Source organism: Roseivirga sp. (assembly GCF_049099775.1).
Lineage (GTDB): Bacteria > Bacteroidota > Bacteroidia > Cytophagales > Cyclobacteriaceae > Roseivirga.
Window position 1 is genome coordinate 520,067 of record NZ_JAGDZM010000004.1, and the last position, 22,478, is coordinate 542,544.

23 protein-coding genes are annotated in these 22,478 nt (G+C 38.8%); 17 read left to right on the forward strand and 6 right to left on the reverse strand.

The features are described from left to right. Nucleotides 1-88: 88 nt before the first annotated feature. The 7 genes from JXQ92_RS06755 to JXQ92_RS06785 all read left to right on the forward strand — a co-directional run bounded on the left by JXQ92_RS06755 (nucleotide 89) and on the right by JXQ92_RS06785 (nucleotide 4,910). Nucleotides 89-223 (forward strand): hypothetical protein, encoded by a 135-nt coding sequence (locus JXQ92_RS06755; protein WP_421985838.1) that lies wholly within the window; start codon nucleotides 89-91, stop codon nucleotides 221-223. Between the two features lie 212 nt (nucleotides 224-435). Then, nucleotides 436-2,070, forward strand: coding sequence for a S41 family peptidase (locus JXQ92_RS06760; RefSeq protein WP_421985839.1), 1,635 nt, complete (start codon nucleotides 436-438; stop codon nucleotides 2,068-2,070). A 140-nt stretch (nucleotides 2,071-2,210) separates the two neighbouring features. Then, entirely contained in the window at nucleotides 2,211-2,435 is a 225-nt protein-coding gene (locus JXQ92_RS06765) for a putative signal transducing protein (protein WP_421985840.1), read from the forward strand. Nucleotides 2,436-2,468: 33 nt separating this feature from the next. Next, nucleotides 2,469-3,041 (forward strand): hypothetical protein, encoded by a 573-nt coding sequence (locus JXQ92_RS06770; protein WP_421985841.1) that lies wholly within the window; start codon nucleotides 2,469-2,471, stop codon nucleotides 3,039-3,041. A 104-nt stretch (nucleotides 3,042-3,145) separates the two neighbouring features. After that, entirely contained in the window at nucleotides 3,146-3,475 is a 330-nt protein-coding gene (locus JXQ92_RS06775; RefSeq protein ID WP_421985842.1) for an ArsR/SmtB family transcription factor, read from the forward strand. Next, the gene (locus JXQ92_RS06780; RefSeq protein ID WP_421985843.1) at nucleotides 3,468-3,914 is read left to right on the forward strand and encodes an SRPBCC family protein; all 447 of its coding nucleotides are present in this window, start codon (nucleotides 3,468-3,470) and stop codon (nucleotides 3,912-3,914) included. Before JXQ92_RS06775 ends, JXQ92_RS06780 begins: the two co-directional genes overlap by 8 nt. A 135-nt stretch (nucleotides 3,915-4,049) precedes the next feature. Next, complete coding sequence (locus JXQ92_RS06785; protein WP_421985844.1) at nucleotides 4,050-4,910, forward strand: substrate-binding domain-containing protein; 861 nt, start codon at nucleotides 4,050-4,052, stop codon at nucleotides 4,908-4,910. 48 nt (nucleotides 4,911-4,958) lie between these two features. On the opposite strand, the gene JXQ92_RS06790 is transcribed toward JXQ92_RS06785, so the two are convergent. From JXQ92_RS06790 to JXQ92_RS06800, 3 genes are all read right to left on the reverse strand, one after another. Further along, nucleotides 4,959-5,375, reverse strand: coding sequence for a Dabb family protein (locus tag JXQ92_RS06790; protein WP_421985845.1), 417 nt, complete (start codon nucleotides 5,373-5,375; stop codon nucleotides 4,959-4,961). 82 nt (nucleotides 5,376-5,457) lie between these two features. Beyond that, on the reverse strand, nucleotides 5,458-5,874 hold the full coding sequence (locus tag JXQ92_RS06795; RefSeq protein WP_421985846.1) for an energy transducer TonB: 417 nt from the start codon (nucleotides 5,872-5,874) through the stop codon (nucleotides 5,458-5,460). Next, nucleotides 5,874-7,160: a hypothetical protein gene (locus tag JXQ92_RS06800; RefSeq protein ID WP_421985847.1), complete on the reverse strand. Its 1,287-nt coding sequence runs from the start codon at nucleotides 7,158-7,160 to the stop codon at nucleotides 5,874-5,876. The genes JXQ92_RS06795 and JXQ92_RS06800 overlap by 1 nt, the downstream gene beginning before the upstream one ends. 215 nt (nucleotides 7,161-7,375) lie before the next feature. Here JXQ92_RS06800 and JXQ92_RS06805 point away from each other — a divergent pair, with 215 nt between their 5' ends. The 8 genes from JXQ92_RS06805 (at nucleotide 7,376) to JXQ92_RS06840 (ending at nucleotide 16,430) form a co-directional block, all read left to right on the forward strand. After that, entirely contained in the window at nucleotides 7,376-10,093 is a 2,718-nt protein-coding gene (locus JXQ92_RS06805) for a VPS10 domain-containing protein (protein WP_421985848.1), read from the forward strand. Between the two features lie 149 nt (nucleotides 10,094-10,242). After that, on the forward strand, nucleotides 10,243-10,725 hold the full coding sequence (locus JXQ92_RS06810) for a MarR family winged helix-turn-helix transcriptional regulator (RefSeq protein WP_421985849.1): 483 nt from the start codon (nucleotides 10,243-10,245) through the stop codon (nucleotides 10,723-10,725). A gap of 2 nt (nucleotides 10,726-10,727) precedes the next feature. Beyond that, nucleotides 10,728-11,198: an OsmC family protein gene (locus JXQ92_RS06815; RefSeq protein ID WP_421985850.1), complete on the forward strand. Its 471-nt coding sequence runs from the start codon at nucleotides 10,728-10,730 to the stop codon at nucleotides 11,196-11,198. A gap of 42 nt (nucleotides 11,199-11,240) precedes the next feature. Beyond that, complete coding sequence (locus JXQ92_RS06820) at nucleotides 11,241-11,609, forward strand: cupin domain-containing protein (protein WP_421985851.1); 369 nt, start codon at nucleotides 11,241-11,243, stop codon at nucleotides 11,607-11,609. Between the two features lie 2 nt (nucleotides 11,610-11,611). Then, nucleotides 11,612-12,055 (forward strand): VOC family protein, encoded by a 444-nt coding sequence (locus JXQ92_RS06825; RefSeq protein WP_421985852.1) that lies wholly within the window; start codon nucleotides 11,612-11,614, stop codon nucleotides 12,053-12,055. Nucleotides 12,056-12,125: 70 nt separating this feature from the next. Then, nucleotides 12,126-13,232, forward strand: coding sequence for a flavin monoamine oxidase family protein (locus JXQ92_RS06830; RefSeq protein WP_421985853.1), 1,107 nt, complete (start codon nucleotides 12,126-12,128; stop codon nucleotides 13,230-13,232). A gap of 161 nt (nucleotides 13,233-13,393) precedes the next feature. Continuing rightward, complete coding sequence (locus tag JXQ92_RS06835; RefSeq protein ID WP_421985854.1) at nucleotides 13,394-13,927, forward strand: hypothetical protein; 534 nt, start codon at nucleotides 13,394-13,396, stop codon at nucleotides 13,925-13,927. 55 nt (nucleotides 13,928-13,982) lie between these two features. Then, nucleotides 13,983-16,430, forward strand: a complete 2,448-nt coding sequence (locus JXQ92_RS06840; protein ID WP_421985855.1) for a ligase-associated DNA damage response DEXH box helicase — start codon at nucleotides 13,983-13,985, stop codon at nucleotides 16,428-16,430. Here the strand turns inward: JXQ92_RS06840 and JXQ92_RS06845 are convergent. Continuing rightward, a complete protein-coding gene (locus JXQ92_RS06845) occupies nucleotides 16,427-17,314 on the reverse strand; it encodes a LysR family transcriptional regulator (RefSeq protein ID WP_421985856.1) in 888 nt (295 codons plus the stop codon). The genes JXQ92_RS06840 and JXQ92_RS06845 overlap by 4 nt on opposite strands. A 280-nt stretch (nucleotides 17,315-17,594) precedes the next feature. On the opposite strand from JXQ92_RS06845, the gene JXQ92_RS06850 reads away from it, so the two are divergent. Next, entirely contained in the window at nucleotides 17,595-18,287 is a 693-nt protein-coding gene (locus tag JXQ92_RS06850) for an aspartate/glutamate racemase family protein (protein WP_421985857.1), read from the forward strand. Here JXQ92_RS06850 and JXQ92_RS06855 read toward each other — a convergent pair whose 3' ends face one another. Continuing rightward, on the reverse strand, nucleotides 18,288-20,930 hold the full coding sequence (locus tag JXQ92_RS06855) for an ABC transporter permease (protein WP_421985858.1): 2,643 nt from the start codon (nucleotides 20,928-20,930) through the stop codon (nucleotides 18,288-18,290). Next, a complete protein-coding gene (locus tag JXQ92_RS06860; RefSeq protein ID WP_421985859.1) occupies nucleotides 20,927-21,271 on the reverse strand; it encodes a PadR family transcriptional regulator in 345 nt (114 codons plus the stop codon). Before JXQ92_RS06860 ends, JXQ92_RS06855 begins: the two co-directional genes overlap by 4 nt. Nucleotides 21,272-21,438: 167 nt before the next feature. Here JXQ92_RS06860 and JXQ92_RS06865 point away from each other — a divergent pair, with 167 nt between their 5' ends. Continuing rightward, a complete protein-coding gene (locus JXQ92_RS06865; RefSeq protein ID WP_421985860.1) occupies nucleotides 21,439-22,461 on the forward strand; it encodes a DUF6090 family protein in 1,023 nt (340 codons plus the stop codon). Nucleotides 22,462-22,478: the final 17 nt, after the last annotated feature.

Below are 22,478 nucleotides of genomic sequence, written 5' to 3' on the forward strand. Positions count from 1 at the left end.
TGTTCAGTCTGCGATAATGATACTTCTCTTCCCGCCCTTGGCATAAAATGATTTTCAGGGTAAAACCTCCTTCATTACGTTTAAACATATGAAAATTACGATTACAACAATTGCAATTCTATTGATCTCAAGCATTACTTATGCGCAAGTTCAAAAAGTTATAGAAGAAAAGACAGTTCAGTACGAAGTCATAAAAATGAAAAGCCAGTATGAAGTACTGTAAAAAGAACTTTAAAGAAAATCGTTATTTCAAAATAGCCGATCTAGAAAAGTTTGAGTACCTCAAATAAGCCATCTGTTCCTAAAATTATTTCATCCTCTATAACACTGACGAACAACAGGTTGAAGAAAGGTGATAAGAAATAAATCCAAAATTTAGTTACAAATGCGGATCAAGGACGTCAAACAGTCATAATAAGCCAACACTCACTGAACATGAAACGAGCCTTACTCCTGCTGATAACTTTTGCACTTGGACTAACTGAAATACAAGCCCAAAATAAATTTTCCGATACTGATAAAATCGCAGTCTTTGCCAAGGTGTATGGTTTTCTTAAATATTATCATCCTAGCGTAGCATCGGGTCAACACAACTGGGATCAAGCTTTTGTAGACGAACTTCCAAAAATGCTTGAAAACAACAATACCGAGTCATTATCAGCTTATTATTACCAATGGATTGAAAGCTTAGGCGTGGTAAAACCATGCGAAAGCTGTGAAGAAGAAAAAGATTTTTTTGAAAAGAACTTTGACCTTTCTTGGACTCAAAATTCTACAGCATTTAACCAAAAAGTAAAAGACCAACTGAAGTTCATTGAAAAGAATAGGCATCAAGGAGAGCAGCACTATGTTGCCACACAATCTGTAGGGCAGATAAAGGTGACTAACCAAACCGAATACACTGACTTTGACTACCCATCTGAAGTTTATCGCTTACTTGGTTTTATTAATTACTGGAATATTATAGAATACTTCTTTCCCTATAAACACTTAACAGATAAACATTGGGATGCTGTTTTATTTGAATCCATTCCGAAATTTAAAAACGCAACAGATAAAACGTCTTATCACAATGCTATAAGAGAATTAGTCGCAAGCATTGACGATTCACATGCCCAAATTTTGTTTGACAGTGAACGCCCCAATTACCTACCGGTAAAATTGGGAAACATTGAAGGCCAAGCCGTTATAACTGGCTTCTATAATGAAGAATTGGCGCTAGAAAGCAACTTGAAACTAGGAGATGTTATTCTCAAAGTTGATGGCAAAGATGTACAAGAAGAAAGAAAAAAGATGGGAAAGTACTTTGCTGGATCGAACCCAAATGCCAAGGCAGAGAGCTATTACTTTTATGATATTTTGATGGGCAAACAAACAAGTGTCGATTTTACTATCAAGAGAGGTAGTGAAATTATTAATACCACCGCAAAAAGGTATGAGTCAAAAGCCTTAGGTGGTGGTACAAAAAAAGAGATCGTAAAGTCAAAAATTATCAATGGCGATATCGGCTATATGGACATGGCCAATATCAAAGCAAATGACATTTTGGATATACTCGAATCCTTCAAAGACAAAAAGTCCATCATCATAGACATAAGAAATTACCCGGAATTCATTTATATGATGATTTCGCAGTTCTTAAATTCAAAAAGCACGCCATTTGCGACTACATACAGACCATACTTGAAGTACCCTGGGAAATTCTTACCGCCATTGAATATTTCTACTCGAAGTAGTGCCGATAATTATAAAGGAAAAATCATCATTTTAGTCAATGGAGAAACAATCAGTAGAGCAGAATTTACGGCTATGGCATTTCAGACAGCCGACAATGCAATAACTGTGGGCAGTCAAACTACGGGAGCTGATGGCGACGTAGTCGGTTTCACTTACATGGGAGGCTACCGCACCAGCATGTCAGGCAATGGCATCGAGTATCCTGACGGCACCCCTGCTCAAAGAGTCGGCATTAAAATAGATGTAGAAGTCAAAAGAACTATTGCTGGAATCCAAGGAGGTGTCGACGAAATATTGGAGAAGGCTATTGCTATCGCCTCCGAAGATAATTGAGCCTTAGGGCATCGAACAATTTCCAATCATAATTATTATCTTAATTGCTGTTCAAAAATAGGGATTGAAACTTAAGCTATGTTTGGTTTGAACCTCTCAAACTATTGAACGTAAATATCTACGTCAACAAACAGCACAACATGAGTGATCTCAAACTAATATATGAAGGTACGGATTTCGAATCTCAAATTCTTAAAGCACAATTAGAAGACGTAGGCATAAAAGCCCTTTTAAGAAGCGAAGCTAATGACGGCAATATTGCAGGCTTCGGTACTGCAGGCTCATGCCGATTATTCATTAATGAATTGGATTTGGAACCCGCACAAACAGTAATCGAGGTTTTTAAGACTAGAAACGAAGCCTAGTTTTTCCAACAAAAATTTCTGATTTCTGAAACTATGAATAGACTTTTAATCTTACTAATTTTTCTTTTTTCGAGCATCCTGACTTATGGACAGATTGACGAAATAGATGAGCCCAGCGTTGAGAATTCTACCATTGGAGTTCAAACAGGAATTCTCGGCATATGGCTCTACAGAGAGGTTAAAATCAAGGAAAGTTTTGCTATAAGAACCGAAATAGGTTTTGAAGGAGAACTCTTTGGGGGTATTAATTTTGATGGGGTACAATATGTTTTCTCTCCCATTTTATCTTTTGAACCTCGTTGGTATTACAATCTTGAGAAACGCGATGCATTAGATAAAAACACAAAAAGTAACAGTGCAAATTACCTTTCCTTTCGCACGAGTCTTTCGCCAAATTGGTTTGAAATCACCAATGTTAACAACCTGTTTCCTGTGAACCAGTTAACCCTTCTCCCTACTTGGGGTATTAGAAGGCAAGTTGGTCAAAAGTGGAATTATGAACTTGGTATTGGTATTGGTTATCAATATACTTTTCATAAAGAAATAGTAAACGTTGGAGAAGCAATTCTACAATTGAACCTTCGGTTTGGGTATCGCATCCTATAAATCTATTGCTCTCACCTATCAAAAAACTACCATTTTTCAGACCACAAAAATTGTGTAACCGAATAGTTACACTTATATTTGTAACTAAACAGTTACATTTAATAATGAGACGAGATGTTTTTCAAGCCATAGCCGATCCTATTCGACGAGACATTATCGAATTGCTTTCAAAAGAACCACTTACCGTAAACGAAGTGGCTGAAGAATTCGCAATAAGCCGTCCTGCTATTTCTAAACACCTCAAAATCTTAAATGAATGTGACATCATAGCCATCGACAAAAAAGGACGTGAACGCTATTGCAAAATTCAACCGCAACAGCTCGTTCCCGCTTTTCTTTGGATGGAACAGTATAAAGTGCTTTGGGAAAATAAACTTGACTCTTTTGAGCGCTATTTGATGGAATTAAAATCTAAAACAGAAAACAATGAGTGATGCTAAAGACAGAACATTAAGCTTAGAAAGAACTTTTGACGCCCCTATCGAACTAGTTTGGGAAGCGTGGACGAACTCAGAACACATTGCCAAATGGTGGGGTCCTCAGGGCATGGAAACCCGTGTACTAGCGCATGACTTTAAAGTGGGAGGTGCATGGAAGTATGCCATGACAATGCCGAATAGTAATGAATTCATAGCTGATGGCGTTTATAAAGCGATTACTGAACTAAAACATATTATTTCATCGGCTAACTTTAAACCTATGACTGAAGGAGTGGAAATACAGGCTTATTTTGAATCGGCTGGAGATAAAACAAAGTTTAAGTTTAGTGTGGTTCACCCTACTGCAGAATATTGTCAACAACAAGAACAAATGGGCTTTATGAATGGATGGGGTTCAGTTTTCGACAGACTCTCAACATTTGTATCGGCATAATATAGATTGGAGTGGTCGTACATTTTTAAGCACCCTCAAATCAGATTAATACCCTTTGTCATGAAGAGCTCTTATTATCTCATTCATTCATATAAATTCGCATTCATAATTTAAATGGCTGAAGCGATAATTTAAATGAGCGAAACTCTAATTCGAATTGGCGGTGTACCGGAGCACTTTAACTTACCCATCCATTTGGCTAATGAAAAAGGCCTGTTTAAGGCACATGGCATTTCCATTGAATGGACTGATTTTTATGGTGGTACAGGGCAAATGACCAAGGCATTGCGGGAAGATCAAATAGATGTTTGCCTGCTTTTGACAGAGGGTATAATTGCTGACATTATTAAAGGCAACCCAAGTAAAATTATAAGCGAATATGTAATCACACCATTAACCTGGGGGATACATACCGGGCTAGATAATCCGCTGCAATACAAGGATTTTACTTTTGACAAAAAACACGCTATCAGTCGTTTTGGCTCAGGCTCTCATCTAATCTCCATTGTTAATGCCAACAGTAAAGGACACACCATTAGGCCAGATCAGTTTACGGTTATTAACAATTTAGATGGTGCACTCAGCTCTCTAAATACACTGGAAACGGATGTTTTCTACTGGGAAAAATATACAACAAAACCTTATGTGGATGCCGGAAAGATTCGTCGAATTGGAGAATACTTAACACCATGGCCTTGTTTTGTCATCGCAGCTTCTGATAAGGTATTAAAAAAGCAAGCAGATGCCATAGACAAAATGCTCGATATAATTCAAGACAGTTGCCAACAATTCATGCATGATAATGACATGATCCCAGTCGTCAGTAAGCGATATGATCAGCAATTAGAGGACATAGAACGTTGGTATCATAGTACTGAATGGGCTGCAGACAGTTGGATTAGTGACAAAATGATCAAGAGCGTGGTGTTTCATCTGAAGGCGGCTCAAATCATACAACAAAACGAAAGAATTCCTGAGTTAATCTGGAAAAGATAAGATTATCAAACGGACAAAGATTTGTCCTTTCCGAGAACTACTATTCGATTAACGATTAGCCCAATAATCAAATACTAAGACATCCGCTAATATGCCATCCAATAAGGCACCAAAGGCTTTATGATCTGGATGAGGTAAATAAACAGCCCTATCTTCTTCACTGGCGAAAGTCAAAAAATAGCAGTGCGTAAAGCCTTTCTCAAGTCCTTCGGGACTATTATTCAGGCCCCATTCCAATGCCTTAATCTCTGATATCTTTGAAGGCAAGCCTAAAAATGCATCTTCCGCTTTTTTTACCGCCTGTGGGTCGGCATCTTGATTAAATTTGAAAAGCACGACGTGCCTTAATTCTTTTTCCGCGGTTATTGTTTCCTCAGATTCATTGTCATAATTCGCAAGACAACCAGTAGCTAATGTTGCACACACTAATAGACAAACGAATAATACTTTTGGGTAGGATTTCATGATGTTAGGTTTTAGAATTGCCGAAGTCCTAAGTTATTAATTCGGTTGAATAAATCCTCAGAGCTCTGTTTTTAACAATACCTCAGATGGAAATCTTATAACTGATCTTTTTTGAATCAGTTTTCGGCTTCTCAGAAGCAGTTATAGTGTAATTGATTGCCAATTTCTGTTCCTTCTTTTTGGGAAGTTTAAAATCAATTTTAAGTTTTTTATGGGCTGTAACCGCCCTCCCTTTATTATAGGCTTTCTCAAATTTGAGTAGTTTAACGAGCCTTATGACTTCTTCATCGCAGCCATAACCTAGCGAATGAATTACTTGTACGTTGGAAACCCTACCTAGCCCATCAACACTATATGAAACCTCTACAGGTCCTTCCACTTTAGCCAAAACCGCTTCCTTGGGATATTTTAAGTGTTCATCAACGAACTTCTTCAAGGCTTCATCCCCTCCACGATATCGGGGCATATTCAGTGGTTTGTCTTTGCGGGGTTTTGACATTAATCTAACTTATACCTTCTGATTTCTATAGGTTTAATCTTTTCAATATCGAGGTTATACTTCAAGTCATAAGCACCCCAAGGGCTATTGGCAAGGTAGTAGAAATAGCCATCTTTAACCTGTCCCAAAGTTGGTTCTCCTAAACTCGCTCCTCCTCTATTAATCACCTCTTCCCGTTCAATTACATCACCCGATTCATTTAAATAATACCGCATCACCTTAAATGGTTTTGCACCATTATGGATAGCAATTAATGAATTCTCATGATAATATAATCCATCAACGCCTTTCAAGAGAATACTTCTTGGCGATTTTACATTTCTAATATTGTCTTCGTTGCCATTGGGATCTAAATTGACTCTGAATATACCTTTAATGTAATCGGAGACATATAAATACTTTTCGTCCTCGGTCAGGGTCAAGCCCTGTAAATTAAAATACCCATCACTCAGGTCGAATTGTTTTCCACTGAAAGCGCCCAAATAGCTTGTGGTATCCGTATCGTTTCGAGTTAAATATGGACTCGCACTATTGGATAGCCATATTCTATCTTCTTTGTCTATGGCAATATCTCCAATGGTGGAATTATCTTCAAAAACAAGGCCTTGCAGAATCTGTGCATCCGACATCCTGATCTGGAGTACCGTGGATTTTCCGGTATCGTTTTTTGAGAACCCAATCGTCTCAGGTAATGACGCGCATGTCACCCACAGAATTCCAGATTCATAGTCAGGCTTCATTGCCATTACACCATAAGGTGTTTCCTCTATCCAATCAGTCATTTGACCATCATTAGATACTTTAACAATTTTCTTTTCTCTAATACTGCCAAGCAAGATTTCTCCATTTTCTAGCACCACAAAACTTTCAGGGTGTAAATGAGCTGCGTTAATTGTTTTGAAAAGCTCATCGTTCACTTCCTCGGTGCTCATCTTTTTCTGTAGTTGAAGCAGTTTTTTGTAGTTTTTATGATTTCTGATGTTGTCAAAATCTACATTATTTTCAAAGTCATATGAAGCATCCATGAGCATCATCTGATTTAGGGTTTGCACAGCCTTAATTTTTCTACCACTAAGGGCCCAAGCTGCTGCCAAACGTGGTACGATAACTGGGTGATTCGGTCTCAGCCTATTGGCACTTCGAATTTCTTTAAGAAATTCATCATAGTCCTTTTGCTCATATGCATTTTGAGCAGCGGTGTAATAATCTTGCGCGCTTTTTTCTTCCTGCGAAAGTGCTGGCAATACCCAGCAACTTATCAGCATAGCTATTAAAAAATTCTTCATATTCATCAATTTCAAAAATGCCCGTTCTACGCAAATATGTCTATTAAGACAAACAAAAAGTACATTTTATTAACAGTCAGAACGATAATTAACCTTACAAGTTGGCATTCTTGACTGAAAGCGTCCTTCAATACCACTTATATAATCTTAGATTCTGGCTTTTGAGGTACCCCGAATTTGCTTTAATTTCAAACACTTCTAACCTTAAAAAGACGATGATTAGAACACTCAACAAACTTAAATCAATTGCTATTTGCTTAATGATAGCCGCACTAGGCTTATCCGAGTCAAATGCTCAGCAAATACCGGCTCAAGTAGTCGAAAGCATCAAATTCCGTGAAATTGGACCTACACGTCAAGGTGGACGATACGTTGATTTTGCGGTTGTAGATAAATCTCCAAAAGTAATTTACGCAGCGACCGCTTCTGGTGGACTCTGGAAAACTGTCAACAATGGACAGTCATGGAAGTCACTTTTCGACAATGAAAACATCATTTCCTTAGGAGCTGTTGCCGTAGATCAAAGAGATACCAGCGTAGTATGGGCTGGTTCTGGCGAAGCCAATAACTCAAGAAGTTCTTATTGGGGAAATGGCATTTATAAGTCTACCGATGGTGGTGAAACATGGAAGAACATGGGTTTGCCCGAATCACAACACATTGGAAGAATCCTAATCGACCCTAAAAACTCTGATGTTGTTTATGTGGCAGCATTAGGCCATTTATATTCTGATAACCCAGAAAGGGGATTATACAAAACCACCAACGGCGGTAAGACTTGGAAAAAAGTTCTTGAAGTAAAGAAAGCTGACGGAAAATATATTGGTGTTGTGGATGTGGCAATGAGCCCAAGCAATCCTAATACACTAATTGCTGCAGCATACGATAAAATCCGTACGCCGTGGACATTCAACGAAGGCGGAGAAGGTAGCGGAATCTATAAGAGTACAAACGGTGGCCGTACCTGGACTAAATTAGAAGGCGGATTACCAGGTGGATTCCTTGGTAGAATTGGTGTGGCATATGCACCTGGAAATTCTAATGTGCTTTATGCCAACATTGAGAATGTAAATGTTGATGGTGTTTCTGTAGAAGAAAGAAGAAGAATGCTAGAAGTGGGTATTCCACTTAAAAGAGGTCAAAGCGTTAAAGGCGTTGAAATGTATCGCTCAGGTGATGGTGGAAAAACTTGGAAGAAAATAAGCCCTGACGGAGTAGATATTGGAGGAGCACCTTCTTACTACTACCAACAAGTAAGAGTAGACCCAAATGATGAAGATCATGTTTATGTGATCGGTATTAGAGTTTGGGAAACTAAAGATGCTGGAAAAAACTGGGGTACTGCCTTCCGTTTTGGAGGGGACAACCACGCCATGTGGATTGACCCAGACGATTCTGAACATATGGTTTTAGGTTACGATCACGGTATGGGAATTACGTACGATGCTGGTAAAACTTGGTATCACCCTGATGAAATTCCTTTAGCCCAGTTCTACGCAGTAGATGTTGATATGGCCTATCCTTACAATGTTTATGGTGGTTTACAAGACAACGGTTCTGTAAAAGGTCCGAGTAGTATGAAAGATGGCAGCGCCATTACTTTCGAACAATGGGCAAGAGTAGGTGGCGGTGACGGCATGTACAATGTGGTTGACAGAACAAACAACAGGTTCCTTTATAACGAGTCGCAGTTTGGCCCTCTGAGCCGATTAGATATGAAAACTGGCATTTCTAAGAGTATCCGTTATAGAGGCAATGGCATGCGTTGGAACTGGAATGCTCCTATTGTTGTATCTCAACACAATTCGGATGTAATCTACCATGCGGGAAACAAAGTATTAAAGTCAACTTACCGCGGTGAAAATTGGCAAGAAGTTAGTGAAGACCTAAGTAACAATGACGAAGTAAAAGCGGCTGGAACTGGTAATATTCAGTACGGAACCATTACGACATTGGAAGAATCACCATTAGATGCTAATGAGCTTTGGGCTGGTACTGATGATGGCAATTTACATGTAACTACCAACGGTGGTAAAAAATGGACAAAACTAAACGCCAATATTCCAAACAACCCAGAATATTGGGTCACAAGAATTGAAGCATCCGCTCACAGCGCAGGTACGGCTTATGTAAGTTTCAATGGAATGAGAAGGGACCAGTTTGGTGCTTATCTCTACAAAACGACTGACTATGGTAAAACTTGGACATCTTTAACTAATGGATTACCAAACGAGCCAGTTAATGTTATCAGAGAAGATCACAAAAACCCTAACCTCCTATTTGTCGGTACAGAACTAGGTGTATATGCAAGTATTGATGGTGGTGCTAACTGGACTAAGTTCATGACTAATATGCCAACTAATCCGGCATATGACATGGTTATACACCCGAGAGAAAATGACTTAGTTGTGGCAACACACGGTCGTGGTATTTTCATTGCCGATATTTCTCCATTACAAGAAATGAACTCATCGATGATGAATGGTGCTGAACTTTTCAACATCACTCCTGCCGTTCAGTTCAATAGAGGTTTAAGACATGTTTCAGCTTACACAAACTTTAATGGTGAAAGTAAGCGTCCAGGTTCTCATATCTATTTCTATACTGCCAATGGTGGAAAGGCCAAAATGACCATTTATAATGGCACAAATGAAGTCTACAAAATGGAAATGGATGCCGAAGCAGGTTTGAATCACCGAATTTGGGGTTTCACAAAGATTATTCGAGAAAGATCTGAAAATCAACTCAAGAATTTAGCCAGTCGCTATAAGCGCTTCGGTATGTCGGATGAAGACATTGCTGCTCAATTGGAAAACATGAAGTACATCACCGGACCTGTAGGCCCTGGTACTTACAAGGTTGTTTTAGAAATTGGCGGAAAAACAATGACTCAGAACGCAGTAGTAATGAAAGATTACTGGTCTGGCAACTGATAAGAATACACTCATGAAAAAGCCATTCCGACGATTCGGAATGGCTTTTTTTATACCTCACTCCTAGGCTACCCATCACGATTAAAATTTAGTTGATAAATAATACGCAGTTAACTGCGTATTATTTATATTTGACTAACCTCTTAAAAATGAACGACGACCTTATTAGAACCTTGGGCTATTCCAACCTAGATGCTAGACTTAAAAGAATAAGCGATAAAATGACACATAGTACGCGTGCTATGTATAAGCAACTTAATATCGATTGGGAGCCTAATTGGTACTTAGTGCTCATTTTAGTCCGTGACACACCGAATATTTCAGTGATGGAAATTGCGAACCGTCTAAAGTTTACCCACCAATCCATTGATATTATGGCAAAAAAAATGGTGAATAAAGGATATCTAACCCACTCAAAAGACAAGGACGATAAAAGAAAGACGGTCTTTCAACTGACACAAAAAGCTAAAGACCGATTACCAATTCTGACCAAAATCTGGAATAGAGGAACTGAAGTCATTTTCGAATTAATGAACGAGGACACGGCTATTATCAAGCACCTAGAAGTACTCGAGTCCAACCTCGAAAAGTCTTCATTCGGCGAAAGAATTATTCAAAAACTCAACGATTAGAAATGAAAGACCATCACTACCAAATTGCGCTAGAATGGACAGGCAACCTAGGAACAGGCACAAAAGACTACCTATCCTATAGCCGAGACCACAGCATTAAAATGGATCACAAACCGAACGATATACTTGGTTCTTCTGATCCATCATTTAGAGGAGACAAAAGCAGGTATAATCCGGAAGAACTCTTTCTTTCTTCTATTTCGGCCTGTCACATGTTATGGTATCTCCACCTTTGTGCTGTTAATCACATCAATGTGCTTTCTTATCAAGATAATGCATCAGGCACTATGGAGGAAAATAAAAGTGGTAGCGGAAAATTTAAGGAAGTAACCTTATACCCTAAAGTGCTCATTGAAACACCGTCACACATTGAAAAAGCAATATCACTACACTCCGAAGCTCATAAAATGTGTTTCATTGCTAATTCATGCAACTTTCCTATTGGCCACCAACCCAAGATCACTTCTAAATAGACTAAGGCAATCTGCATTAAAGCGCCAAACTTTTATACTCAAATGATTGAAATTGAAAAAGTAAACCTACAGTCGAAACTTAATACTTTCGATGCTTATTGGACACCTAAAATTGTTGGGGAACTCAATAAGCAGCACGTCAAACTGGCGAAATTCAAAGGTGAATTTGTTATGCACGAGCATAAGCATGAAGATGAACTGTTCTTTGTCATTTGCGGCGAACTATTTATAGAATTGCAAGAAAAAACGTTGCATTTAAGCCCTGGTGAATTTGTAGTTATTCCTAAAGGAGTGCCTCATAAGCCTTATGCACCAGAAGAAGTGAGCGTTATGCTATTTGAACCAGCTACTACCCTGAACACAGGTAATACCGAAAGCGATCTGACAGTAACGGAATTGGATAAGATATAGGGATGAGATACGCGCACACTAATATTGTAAGTAAAGACTGGGAGGCACTTGCTGAATTTTATGTTAGAACTTTTGATTGTACTATCATCCCTCCTATTAGAAACCAATCTGGTAAATGGCTAACTAAAGGTACAGGGGTAAAAAACGCAAAACTTAAAGGAGCACACCTATTGCTGCCTGGACATGGAGAAAACGGACCTACTTTAGAAATCTATCAGTACGAAGAAATACTCAATCTAGAGTCGATTACACCCAATACAAGAGGGTTTTCGCACATAGCATTTGAGGTAGACAGTGTTGAGACAGTATTGAATAAACTTATGCAGAACGGTGGATCAGCATACGGTGAAATAACAACACGTGAAGTACTAGGTGTAGGAACTATCACGTTTATCTATGCGAAAGATCCTGAGGGTAACTTAATAGAACTTCAAAGTTGGAAATAATCAATAGAGACTAGCGGTAATAGTCGTTTCTTAATTCTCTATTTTATATGTCGAAATAAACTGCTAACGCATGAATAGAAAAGAGTTTGTAAAAATATGCGGTATTTTGGGTATTGGCTTTCCCCTTAGCGGAACACTAGCTGCCTGTAGTAATAATGATGACACAACGCCTAATTTTAATGGAAAAGTCATCATTATTGGTGCCGGTGCCGGAGGACTTTCTACCGGATATCTACTCCAACAACAAGGCATTGAATTTGAAATTTATGAAGCCTCTTCCAATTATGGAGGAAGAATGAAAATCGATACCAACTTTGCCGATTTCCCAATACCACTTGGGGCAGAATGGCTTGAAACAAGTACGGATATTTTCGGACAAATTGTCAATGACTCATCAGTAGATGTGGATATACAAACATTTCCAGATAATCCTGATCGCAAATTCATTAATTCATCATGGTTCAACTTCTTCCAATCCTATATACTCCCATCAGTAGCCGATAAAATCACCTACAATACACCCATTCAATCCATTGACTATTCTCAAGACGAGGTCATCCTTTCAACTCAAAACGGTCAACTTTCAGCCGATAAAGTGGTTGTATCCGTGCCCCTAAAAATCCTTCAAGATGGAGACATTACTTTTGAGCCTGCCCTACCTAGCGCCAAATCTGGTGCCATACAAGAGCTTACTATTTGGGAAGGATTTAAGGCATTTTTTGAATTCTCAAATGATTTCTATGGCGAAGGTCTCGTCATCGATGTAACACCATCCACAGACGGGCAGAAAATTTATTACAATGCGGCATTAGGGCAGAATACTTCAAAAAATATACTGGGCTTATTTGTCGTGGGGAAACCAGCGTTAGAGTTAATTTCAAAATCGGGAAATGATCTAAGAGACTTTATGCTGGTCGAACTTGATGGTCTATTTAATAATCAGGCTACACCAAGCTATCTGAATCATATTACACAAAACTGGAACGATGAACCATTTATAAAAGGCGGATACTTAATCGATCATGCTGATTGGCGCACCGTACAACAATTATCCTCGTCAGTATCTAATAAAGTGTATTTCGCCGGTGGAGCCTATACAGATGGGAATGATTGGGTTTCTGTCCATACGGCGGCACAATCAGCACGCAATGCTATTAATGAACTAATTCAGAATTAAGGAAGCTTTTTCGAAAAGTATCTCATTCGAAAAACTAAAGGATTTCATCTGAAATCAGCCTGAGCAGCATTTACTTTATGAATCTTTAACGAATAGGCTACTCATATCATGAATTATTTTATTTACTTCGTGCTCTTAATAAGATAGTTGAGATGAGAGGTTTGAATAAGCTGTTCGTAGCGTTTACCATTCTACTGTTTGTAGCAAGTTGTGGCAAAAAAGATGTACCACAGAAAACATTTTCGTTTACTTTCAAGGTCGCCATCAAAAAGCAGATTCTGGAGCCAACTATTATCAACGGTTACTATGGGCAAATGAATCTTTATAAAGGAGATTTTAGGGCAAAAAACGATTCAACAGGACTTTCCGAAAATCAACCTGTACCCGCTCGATATAGCATTTTACTCTACGAAATGCAGAACAAAGATGCTATCGACTCAGCTGGTTATACAAAAGACGGTAAGCAGTATTACGATTTAAAGAAGCTAAAGAAAGCCGATGTTCAACCCAAATATGAAATCATCCCCAATAAATCTGGCTTCTATCAAATTGATAACAACGGTATCTCTTACTTAACATTGATTTGCTTGAATAAGAAAACTGGCTATTTCCCTGGTAGCGTTGGCACACTGCCAGGCCTCAGCGGTGAACTCAAACAACTAGAAATGCGCATAGACAACAACGCAACTTTCTAAGACTATTCCATATTTCATTTCCATACTTTAGGTGAATAAGCGTAATTGAAGATGCTTGAAAAATTCACCCGAAATCTTACTTAATACTACCATTGCGGAAGATTGGTTTGCTGCCAAAGGTTGGGAAGCCTTCCCTTTTCAAAAAGAAACATGGCAAGCTTATCTGGCCGGTAAAAGCGGTTTATTAAATGCCCCAACAGGTAGTGGTAAGACTTATGCCGTTTGGCTTGGCTGTGTTATGGAAGCTTTGCACCAGGATTCTCAAGCCAAAGGTTTACAAATTATCTGGGTAACGCCTTTAAGAGCATTGGCCAAAGACATTTGCGCTGCTATGCAAGAGGTAAACCTCGATTTAAACTTGGGTTGGAACATTGCCCTAAGAACTGGCGATACGTCGCAGGCCGAAAGACAGAAACAAAAGCGGAATATGCCGCAAACCATTGTCACAACGCCTGAAAGTATTCACGTACTTATGGCACAAAAAGATGCTAAAAAGACTTTCGGTAATGTTAAAGCGGTAATAGTAGACGAATGGCATGAGTTAATCGGGGGAAAGCGAGGCGTTCAAGTTGAATTGGCTTTAGCCTATATGCGACATTTGAAGGCAAAGCCTATTAAAACCTGGGCTATATCCGCTACAATAGGAAATCTTCAAGAAGCCGCCAAAGTGCTGCTTGGCGATCAGTACGAAACGTGTAAAACTATACGCGCTAATGTTAACAAAAAGATTGAAATAGAATCGATTGTACCGGATTCTGTCAAAACACTTCCTTGGGCCGGACATCTAGGAATTCACCTTTTGGATCGCGTCGCGCCAATTCTAGAAAACCACACCTCAACCCTTATGTTTACGAACGTACGGTCACAAACTGAGATTTGGTATCAGAAAATGATGCAACAAATGCCTGAATATGCTGGATTGGTGGCCATGCACCATGGATCCTTAGATATTGGTGTGAGACAGTGGGTAGAAGATCGCTTGCATAGTGGTAAGCTAAAATGTGTCGTTTGTACTTCAAGCTTAGACCTAGGCGTAGATTTTCGGCCTGTAGATATGGTAATTCAAGTCGGTGGACCCAAAGGGGTTGCACGTTTTTTTCAGCGCGCCGGGAGAAGCGGCCATCAGCCAGGTGCGACTAGTAAGGTATACTTCCTCCCTACTCATTCACTCGAGCTGATAGAAGCTGCAGTGTTAAAAGAAGCCATCGCTAAAAAACAATTTGAGAGTAGAATTCCGTTAAAAAAGTCAATCGACGTCTTAATTCAGTATTTAGTCACTTTAGCCGTCGGGCCAGGTTTCTACGAAGAGGATACTTACAAACAGGTAAAATCTACGCATGCTTATGAGGAACTAACCCAAAAAGAATGGGAATGGTGTTTAGAATTTATCACTACTGGCGGCAGAACGCTGAGTGCTTATGACGAATACTCTAAAGTAGACATTGAACCTGATGGTCTATACAAAGTGAATAGCCGCAAAATTGCAATGCGCCACCGTATGTCTATGGGTACAATTGTTTCGGACCCGATGGTAAAAGTAAAGTACCAAACTGGTGGATACATAGGTACTGTTGAAGAGTTGTTTATAGCCGGACTAAGGCCTGGCGATACTTTTTGGTTTGCGGGCAGAAGCCTTGAGCTTATCCGCGTGAAAGATATGACTGCTCAGGTTAGAAAATCTAAACGTAAAACAGGCCCTATTCCACGCTGGGGAGGCGGAAAAGCATCATTTACCTCATTACTCTCCCATGGCTTAAGGTCAAAACTGGAAGAAGCTGCAAACGGAAAGTACAAGGGCTTAGAGATGACTACAATTAAGCCACTTCTCGAAAAACAACGTGAACTATCAACGATTCCAAAGTCCAATCAATTACTGATCGAGCAGCTAAAATCTGATGAAGGCACTCATTTCTTTGTTTACCCATTGGAGGGCAAATACATCCATGAAGTGTTAGCTGCGCTTTGCGCCTTTCGAATTAGCGTTAGTCAACCGATTACCTTCTCGATTGCTTCTAACGACTATGGTTTTGAGCTTCTCACCGATCAAGACATCAACGTTGAAGACTTTTTGGAGTTGGATCTCTTCACACAAGACAACTTAATGGAAGACATATACGCTAGCCTGAATAATACCGAAATGGCGAAACGGAAATTCAGAGATATTGCCACCATCGCAGGCTTGATTTTTCAGGGCTATCCAGGAAAAGGAATCACAAATCGCCACCTTCAGGCCTCTTCAAGCATGATTTATAAGGTGTTTGAGGACTATGATCCAGATAATTTGTTGATGAAGCAAGCCAATGAAGAAGTGCTAAACCTTCAGTTCGAAAAATCGAGGTTAACAGAAGCACTAGAGCGAATTAATCAGCAAGAAATAAAAGTGAACAAGCTACTGAAACCAACACCGCTCTGCTTCCCAATTTTGGTTGATAGATTCAGAGAGAAATTCACTTCTGAAAGGCTTTCCGATCGGATAGAAAAAATGCAAATCGATTTCGACTAACGAACAAACTCCTCCTGAAAGTTTTCAATAAACTCATTGATATGCTTTCGGTTTCTTTGCTCCTCTTTCACCACTAAATAGTGATTTCTTTTCAACCCGTTCTTACCTATTCTCTTAAATAAAAGATCCTCTGGTAGCTTATAAGATTTCAAGCTCCACTTCGGCAAGCAGACCACTCCCATATTAGCATTTACCATTTCAAGCGATACCTCTGTAAAAGGGATTGCCGTCACTTTCTTAGGTATAATTTTATTCGGTTTCAGAAAATGCTCGTAAACGGAAACACTCTCGAGCGGAAATGAATTAATAATAAGATGCAGGTCGGAAAAGTGACTTACATCTAGAAACGGTAAACTGCCAAAACTGTGTTCTCGATGCATAATGGCAAATATTTCATCCTCCAACACCTTCATCTTAAATAAGGAATCTGTTGCCGGTTCTGAGGTTACAATGGCAATATCTACTTCATTTGAAAGCACCTGTGAAACCGTTCTTTGAGAACCATCAAGACTTAAATCAATTTCAATTTCAGGATAGAGAACAGCCATCTTTTGAACAAATGCAGGTAAGCCGTGAAAGAATGATTGACACTCTGCACTCAAACGGATTGTGCCTTTCGACCCTTCTTTAATTTGTTCAATGTTACTAAAACCAAGGTCAATCCTTTCGAAAAGTTCATTAGCTAATTGATGCAATTCCTTGCCCTCTTTTGTGAGGTTCCAATTGTTCCTTGTTCTATGGAAAACCTTAAAACCAAGTCGTTCTTCAAGTTCTCTTAACTGATGACTTAGTGCCGACTGCGTAAGAAATAACTTCTCTGAAGAATTGGCAATATTCCCTTCCTCGGCAATGGTCTTGATCAATCGAAAATACTTAAGTTCCATAACTTTAATTTACTATAGTTTATAATTGATTGTAGCTGAAATAAATTCAATTAATACCGCAAAAGCATTCAAAGATCAATTAGATCAGATGAGTATGACCGGACTAGATTTGAATAAAGAAATGATATGAATTGCGAAACAACATATACCGAGTACTGCACAATTGAAGTAAACAAGCGCCATTATTGGATAAAAATTAAGTCAGATGTATTGACTCGTTTTCTAACGAGTATCGTGATTCATGGTGCCGAAGATATGTCGAAAATCAAATAATAGACTTATGAAAACAATAGGCTTAATCGGTGGAATGAGTTGGGAATCTTCCAAAATGTACTACCAGTATGCGAATGAATATGTAAAAGAACGTCTTGGTGGTTCACATTCATGCCGATGTATCATGGTCTCTGTAGATTTTGCAGAAATTGAGCGATACACCTTTTTGGGAGATTGGGATAAAATTGGAGAAATGATGGCCAACTGTACCCAGCAATTAGAAGCCGCCGGTGCCGATATTATCCTGCTCTGTACAAACACTATTCACTTAGTGAGCCACTACATTGAAAAAAGCACCAGCTTGCCCTTCCTCCACATTGCAAAAGCAACAGGTATAGCAATTCAAGAAAGAGACATTAAAAAAGTGGGTTTAATTGGGACTAAATTCACTATGGAAAAGGACTTTTATACAACCATACTCAAACAAGATTTTGGTTTAGAAGTTATCACTCCCTCACTTACAGATCGGCAGGATATACATGATGTAATCTACGATGAATTAGTCAAAGGTCAGTTTACTGATACTTCTAAAGGAAAGTGTATTGATATCATGCAGAACCTGAATTCAGATGGTGCTGAAGGTATCATTATGGGCTGTACAGAATTACCCATTCTGGTGCCAGCTGATGACGTAAAGATGGCAACAATTGACACCACAAAGGTTCATATTCAGCAGGCAATAGACTGGGCTATTGGGTAACTATTCTTCCTTAATGATATCAACAGGGTTGGTCACTGCTACTTTCAAGATTTGAAATCCCATAATTGCCATTGAAAGCACAATGATTATCAATAATACCAAACCAAGCTCCATATAGCTTGGGAATGACTTGTACTGAAAACTATTGAGCCATTGGGTAGAAACGTAATGATTCACGGGAATGGCAATGCATTCTGCTAGAAGTATCAGTATAAGGATCTGTTTATAGAAAAGGAAAGTAACGTCTTTCACGCTTGCGCCGAGCACCTTTCTTACACCAATTTCAGACTGACGCTTACTAATCGCAAAGCTCAGTAAACCAACAAAACCCAACACCGAAATAATAATAGTTAATGCTGACAAATAGCCCATAGACATTGCTAAGCGCCGTTCGCCAACATATTGCCGATCTAGCTCTACGTCCAAATAGCTATGACTTACCGGTAACTTTGGTGCATAAGTCTCAAAGATTTCCTCCATATCTTGGATTGCTAGGCGATGGCCTCCAGCTTCTAATCTGACCAACAGCTGATTGCCAAAATCTTTGTTATAGAACACCACAATCGGTTCCACTTTAGCATGTAAAGAGCCGATATTGAAGTCTTTAAAAACACCAATCGCTTTCATATGTCGAGGGTTGCCGTCTTCATCGTTGTTAAAGTACATAACCTTACCTATCGGTTCGTCCCAATCAAATTTCAATTTCGCTGCTTCATTCAGCATAAAACTCCAATCTGAATCTTGTTGAGAACCATTAATAAACGCTCTACCTTCTAACAATTCTAAACCTATCGTCTCAGCAAAATCATTATCAACTTGCATGTATTGACTACCCACGGCACTAAAGCCACCTTCAGTCTCTATATTAAGGATGGAGTGATTGAGATTAACCCCTGGTCGATTTGAAGCGAATGATGCATTGGCTACACCAGCGACAGTCTTCACCTGTTGTTTTATCAATTCGCTATTAGCAGAAAGTAGGGAGTCTTCTAGCTGAAAAACAACGACATTATCCTTTTGGAAGCCTAAATCTTTATTTGAAACAAAATCTAACTGGTTTTTCACCACAAAGGTGAATAGAATGACTATGGTCGAAATAGCAAATTGAAGTACAACAAGTCCTTGCTGTAACTTGCCACTGTCTCGCGTATTTTTTGACCTCCCTTTAAGGCCTTCAACTAACTTTATACTCGATAATACGAGTGAAGGATAAACGCTGATAATCAACCCTAGCATAAAAGTACTAGCAGCAAAGATCAATATATTGTCGCCTGTAAATGGTAGAACATCTACCCCAGAAATCAATTGGAATTGTCCGTCAATTATTTTGACAATAAGCAAAGAAAAAGCAAAGGCCAATAGCGTAAACAACAGTGTTTCTACTAAAAACTGACCTGAAATATTGAACCTTGAAGCCCCTATTACTTTTCTGACCGAAATTTCCTTCTTTCTTAATGAGTTTCTTGCCAATGAGAGGTTTAAATAATTGACAAGGGCTATCACCACTAAGAAGATTCCGATAGCCAAAAGGACATAGACACTTGTTAAATCACCATTTTGATTCACTTCCCAGGTTAAATCAGATCTCAAATGGATATCTTCAATGTCTTGGATAATAAGATCGGCAGTCGCGTTAAGCTGCGCAAAATAGGTCGACATATGTTTTTCGAAGAAGTTCGAAAAATCATCTATCAGGTACTGTGCTCTAAATGAATCTTGAAGTTTTACATAACTATATACATGGGCACCATACCATCGACTATTCACCTCAGCATCATAATATTTGTTCCAAGAAACAAGCACATCATAAGGAAGATGTGTGTTGCCTGGAACATCTTCAAAAACGCCGGTTACTTCAAATTTCTTGGCACGATCGGCCAGTTCAATATGTTTTCCAATTGGGTTTTCATTTCCGAATATTTTAGTAGCCATGGATTCTGACAAGGCAATTGTATTAGGCCTATTCAGCATTGTGCTGGAACTTCCTTTTAAAATCTTTCTATCGAAGACTTCAAAAAATGCTGAATCGACTATGTAAGCGTCGTTAGACTTTACAAACTTGTCTTTATACTTAAAAGTGCCTTTATGGACATCTAAGCCATTGACGCCTGCTACCCGGGTAAAGCTGAGCACCTCAGGGTATTCGGTCATCATAGTCGGGCCTAACGGTCTTCCGACATTGCAATATGTATCTTCTTTACCACCAACATTGTAATGAACTCCAAGCCTTTTTATTTGCTCCTTATTCGCATAAAATTGTTCGTATGAAAATTCATAGTTGACGAGCAAAAGCACTAAAAAACTAAAGGCTAAGCCCACAGACAAGCCAAATAAATTGATCCCAGTATAAAACCGATCCTTCCAAAGGTTTCTGAATCCTACTTTTAAATAATTCTTGATCATTCCTAAGTTGTTGTTTGAGTATAATCCTTTTGCAAAACCAATTAGGCCTGGCCTGAAGAGTGAAACCACGTCGATCAGAATCTTGATATTGGCGTAGTTACGCCCCTTCTCATCGGAGCGTTCTCTATATAATTCAATTAGATCTCCTTCTACAAACCGCTGTAGTTCTTTAGAGCAAAACCAGCGGAATAACTTCATAATAAGCCATGGCGGCTTATTATTTTTAGGCTGGGTACTCATAAAAAGGTGACTTTCAAATCAAAAGCCATATTTGGAATATCATTCCACATGCTGTTCCGCATTTCTCGGGCCGATTCTAAGGCCTTTTTACCTTCAGCTGTTATAGAAAAGTACTTCTTGGGTCTTCCGGCTCTTTCCGCAGTGGCCTCACCTTCCCTTGACCGGAGGAAGCCTTTCTCATCAAGCCTTTTCAGTGCCGACTGTAAAGCACCTACGCTCACTCCTCTTCCAGTGCGCGATTCTATCTCTTTTTTGATAGACACACCGTATGCTGCTTCGTGCAGAATGCCTACGGCTAGCATTACTACTTCCTCAAATTCGCCTAATTGTGTTCTTCGCATGATAATATTTTCCTAATTGTAGTATTTGTAAAACAAGGCTATTCAATAATAATTTCCTAATTGTAGTAATATTATTTTAATAGAATGAACCTTATGAGGAGCGTTTTAGCTTGAAAACATGACTTTATTAAAACTTTTGATCAATTTGGGTTAAGATTTACAAGGTTATGATCAACGCTCTCAGAAAAGTTCGCCGCAATCTTCTTTCAAAGAATAGTTTCTTAAAATACCTCCTTTATTTAATGGGAGAGATTGTTTTGGTGATTGTCGGGATTCTCATTGCCTTGAACATTAATAATAGAAATGAAGAGCGGAAGAACGAGGAAAAGGTAACCTCTACCCTCCTACAAATTCAACAGGAATTAGAAATTGATATTAACAAGGCTACAGAACTTATCGAATATTATCGCGTCAAAGATTCACTAATTTCTTTAGTCTTAGGGAATAAGCTTACGCTTAAAGATTACAAAACTCCTGCCAATGGCGGGTTATTTTCCATCATTACTAACGTAGTGGATTTAGTAACTACAAACAATGGTTACAACAGCTTAATGAGGAATATTGATAATATCCCTACACGATTTGAACCAGTTATTGCCGATTTAAATCAAGTCTATATTGACGATAAAACACAAGTAGATTACTATAACAACAGTATTTCGGAGCTTGCGAATAATGTACTTGAAAAGTGGTCATCAGAGCATGCTTGGTATTCTGAGCTATTTACCGGCTTTACTAATGACAAAGCCATCAATTATTTCTTAAATAGTCCATTCTACAAGAATGAAGTGGTTACCTATAACGTTATCTCAATGCAAAATCATCTTCAATTCATTAAGCAATACCGGAACGACGCTATAAAAAGCTATTTGAAGATTGCTGCACTAGTTGACCCTACTCAACCGATTGAAAAGTCATTTATAGTCCCTCGGTATATGTATGAAAACATTGTAGGCATTTATAAAATCAGAGAAGGATTAAACTTGGAAATCAAGTTTGACGAGGGACATTTGATGGCCCAACAAACTGGACAGGAAGTACCTTTCGAGTTATTCCCCTTAACTCACTTACAGTATTATGCCCTTAATGGTCAGGCTATTATAAATTTCCAGAAAGATACTGAGAGAGCATATACGGGCTTTAAGGTTTACCAAAACAACGCATATATCAGCGCCGAAAAGATTAAATAAAAAAGGTGCTCCCGAAC

Coding starts and splice junctions, on each gene's coding strand:
- JXQ92_RS06755 (WP_421985838.1), top strand. CDS start 89: ATGAAAATTACGATTACAACAATTGCAATTCTATTGATCTCAAGCATT.
- JXQ92_RS06760 (WP_421985839.1), top strand. CDS start 436: ATGAAACGAGCCTTACTCCTGCTGATAACTTTTGCACTTGGACTAACT.
- JXQ92_RS06765 (WP_421985840.1), top strand. CDS start 2,211: ATGAGTGATCTCAAACTAATATATGAAGGTACGGATTTCGAATCTCAA.
- JXQ92_RS06770 (WP_421985841.1), top strand. CDS start 2,469: ATGAATAGACTTTTAATCTTACTAATTTTTCTTTTTTCGAGCATCCTG.
- JXQ92_RS06775 (WP_421985842.1), top strand. CDS start 3,146: ATGAGACGAGATGTTTTTCAAGCCATAGCCGATCCTATTCGACGAGAC.
- JXQ92_RS06780 (WP_421985843.1), top strand. CDS start 3,468: ATGAGTGATGCTAAAGACAGAACATTAAGCTTAGAAAGAACTTTTGAC.
- JXQ92_RS06785 (WP_421985844.1), top strand. CDS start 4,050: ATGAGCGAAACTCTAATTCGAATTGGCGGTGTACCGGAGCACTTTAAC.
- JXQ92_RS06790 (WP_421985845.1), bottom strand. CDS start 5,375: ATGAAATCCTACCCAAAAGTATTATTCGTTTGTCTATTAGTGTGTGCA.
- JXQ92_RS06795 (WP_421985846.1), bottom strand. CDS start 5,874: ATGTCAAAACCCCGCAAAGACAAACCACTGAATATGCCCCGATATCGT.
- JXQ92_RS06800 (WP_421985847.1), bottom strand. CDS start 7,160: ATGAAGAATTTTTTAATAGCTATGCTGATAAGTTGCTGGGTATTGCCA.
- JXQ92_RS06805 (WP_421985848.1), top strand. CDS start 7,376: ATGATTAGAACACTCAACAAACTTAAATCAATTGCTATTTGCTTAATG.
- JXQ92_RS06810 (WP_421985849.1), top strand. CDS start 10,243: ATGAACGACGACCTTATTAGAACCTTGGGCTATTCCAACCTAGATGCT.
- JXQ92_RS06815 (WP_421985850.1), top strand. CDS start 10,728: ATGAAAGACCATCACTACCAAATTGCGCTAGAATGGACAGGCAACCTA.
- JXQ92_RS06820 (WP_421985851.1), top strand. CDS start 11,241: ATGATTGAAATTGAAAAAGTAAACCTACAGTCGAAACTTAATACTTTC.
- JXQ92_RS06825 (WP_421985852.1), top strand. CDS start 11,612: ATGAGATACGCGCACACTAATATTGTAAGTAAAGACTGGGAGGCACTT.
- JXQ92_RS06830 (WP_421985853.1), top strand. CDS start 12,126: ATGAATAGAAAAGAGTTTGTAAAAATATGCGGTATTTTGGGTATTGGC.
- JXQ92_RS06845 (WP_421985856.1), bottom strand. CDS start 17,314: ATGGAACTTAAGTATTTTCGATTGATCAAGACCATTGCCGAGGAAGGG.
- JXQ92_RS06850 (WP_421985857.1), top strand. CDS start 17,595: ATGAAAACAATAGGCTTAATCGGTGGAATGAGTTGGGAATCTTCCAAA.
- JXQ92_RS06855 (WP_421985858.1), bottom strand. CDS start 20,930: ATGAGTACCCAGCCTAAAAATAATAAGCCGCCATGGCTTATTATGAAG.
- JXQ92_RS06860 (WP_421985859.1), bottom strand. CDS start 21,271: ATGCGAAGAACACAATTAGGCGAATTTGAGGAAGTAGTAATGCTAGCC.
- JXQ92_RS06865 (WP_421985860.1), top strand. CDS start 21,439: ATGATCAACGCTCTCAGAAAAGTTCGCCGCAATCTTCTTTCAAAGAAT.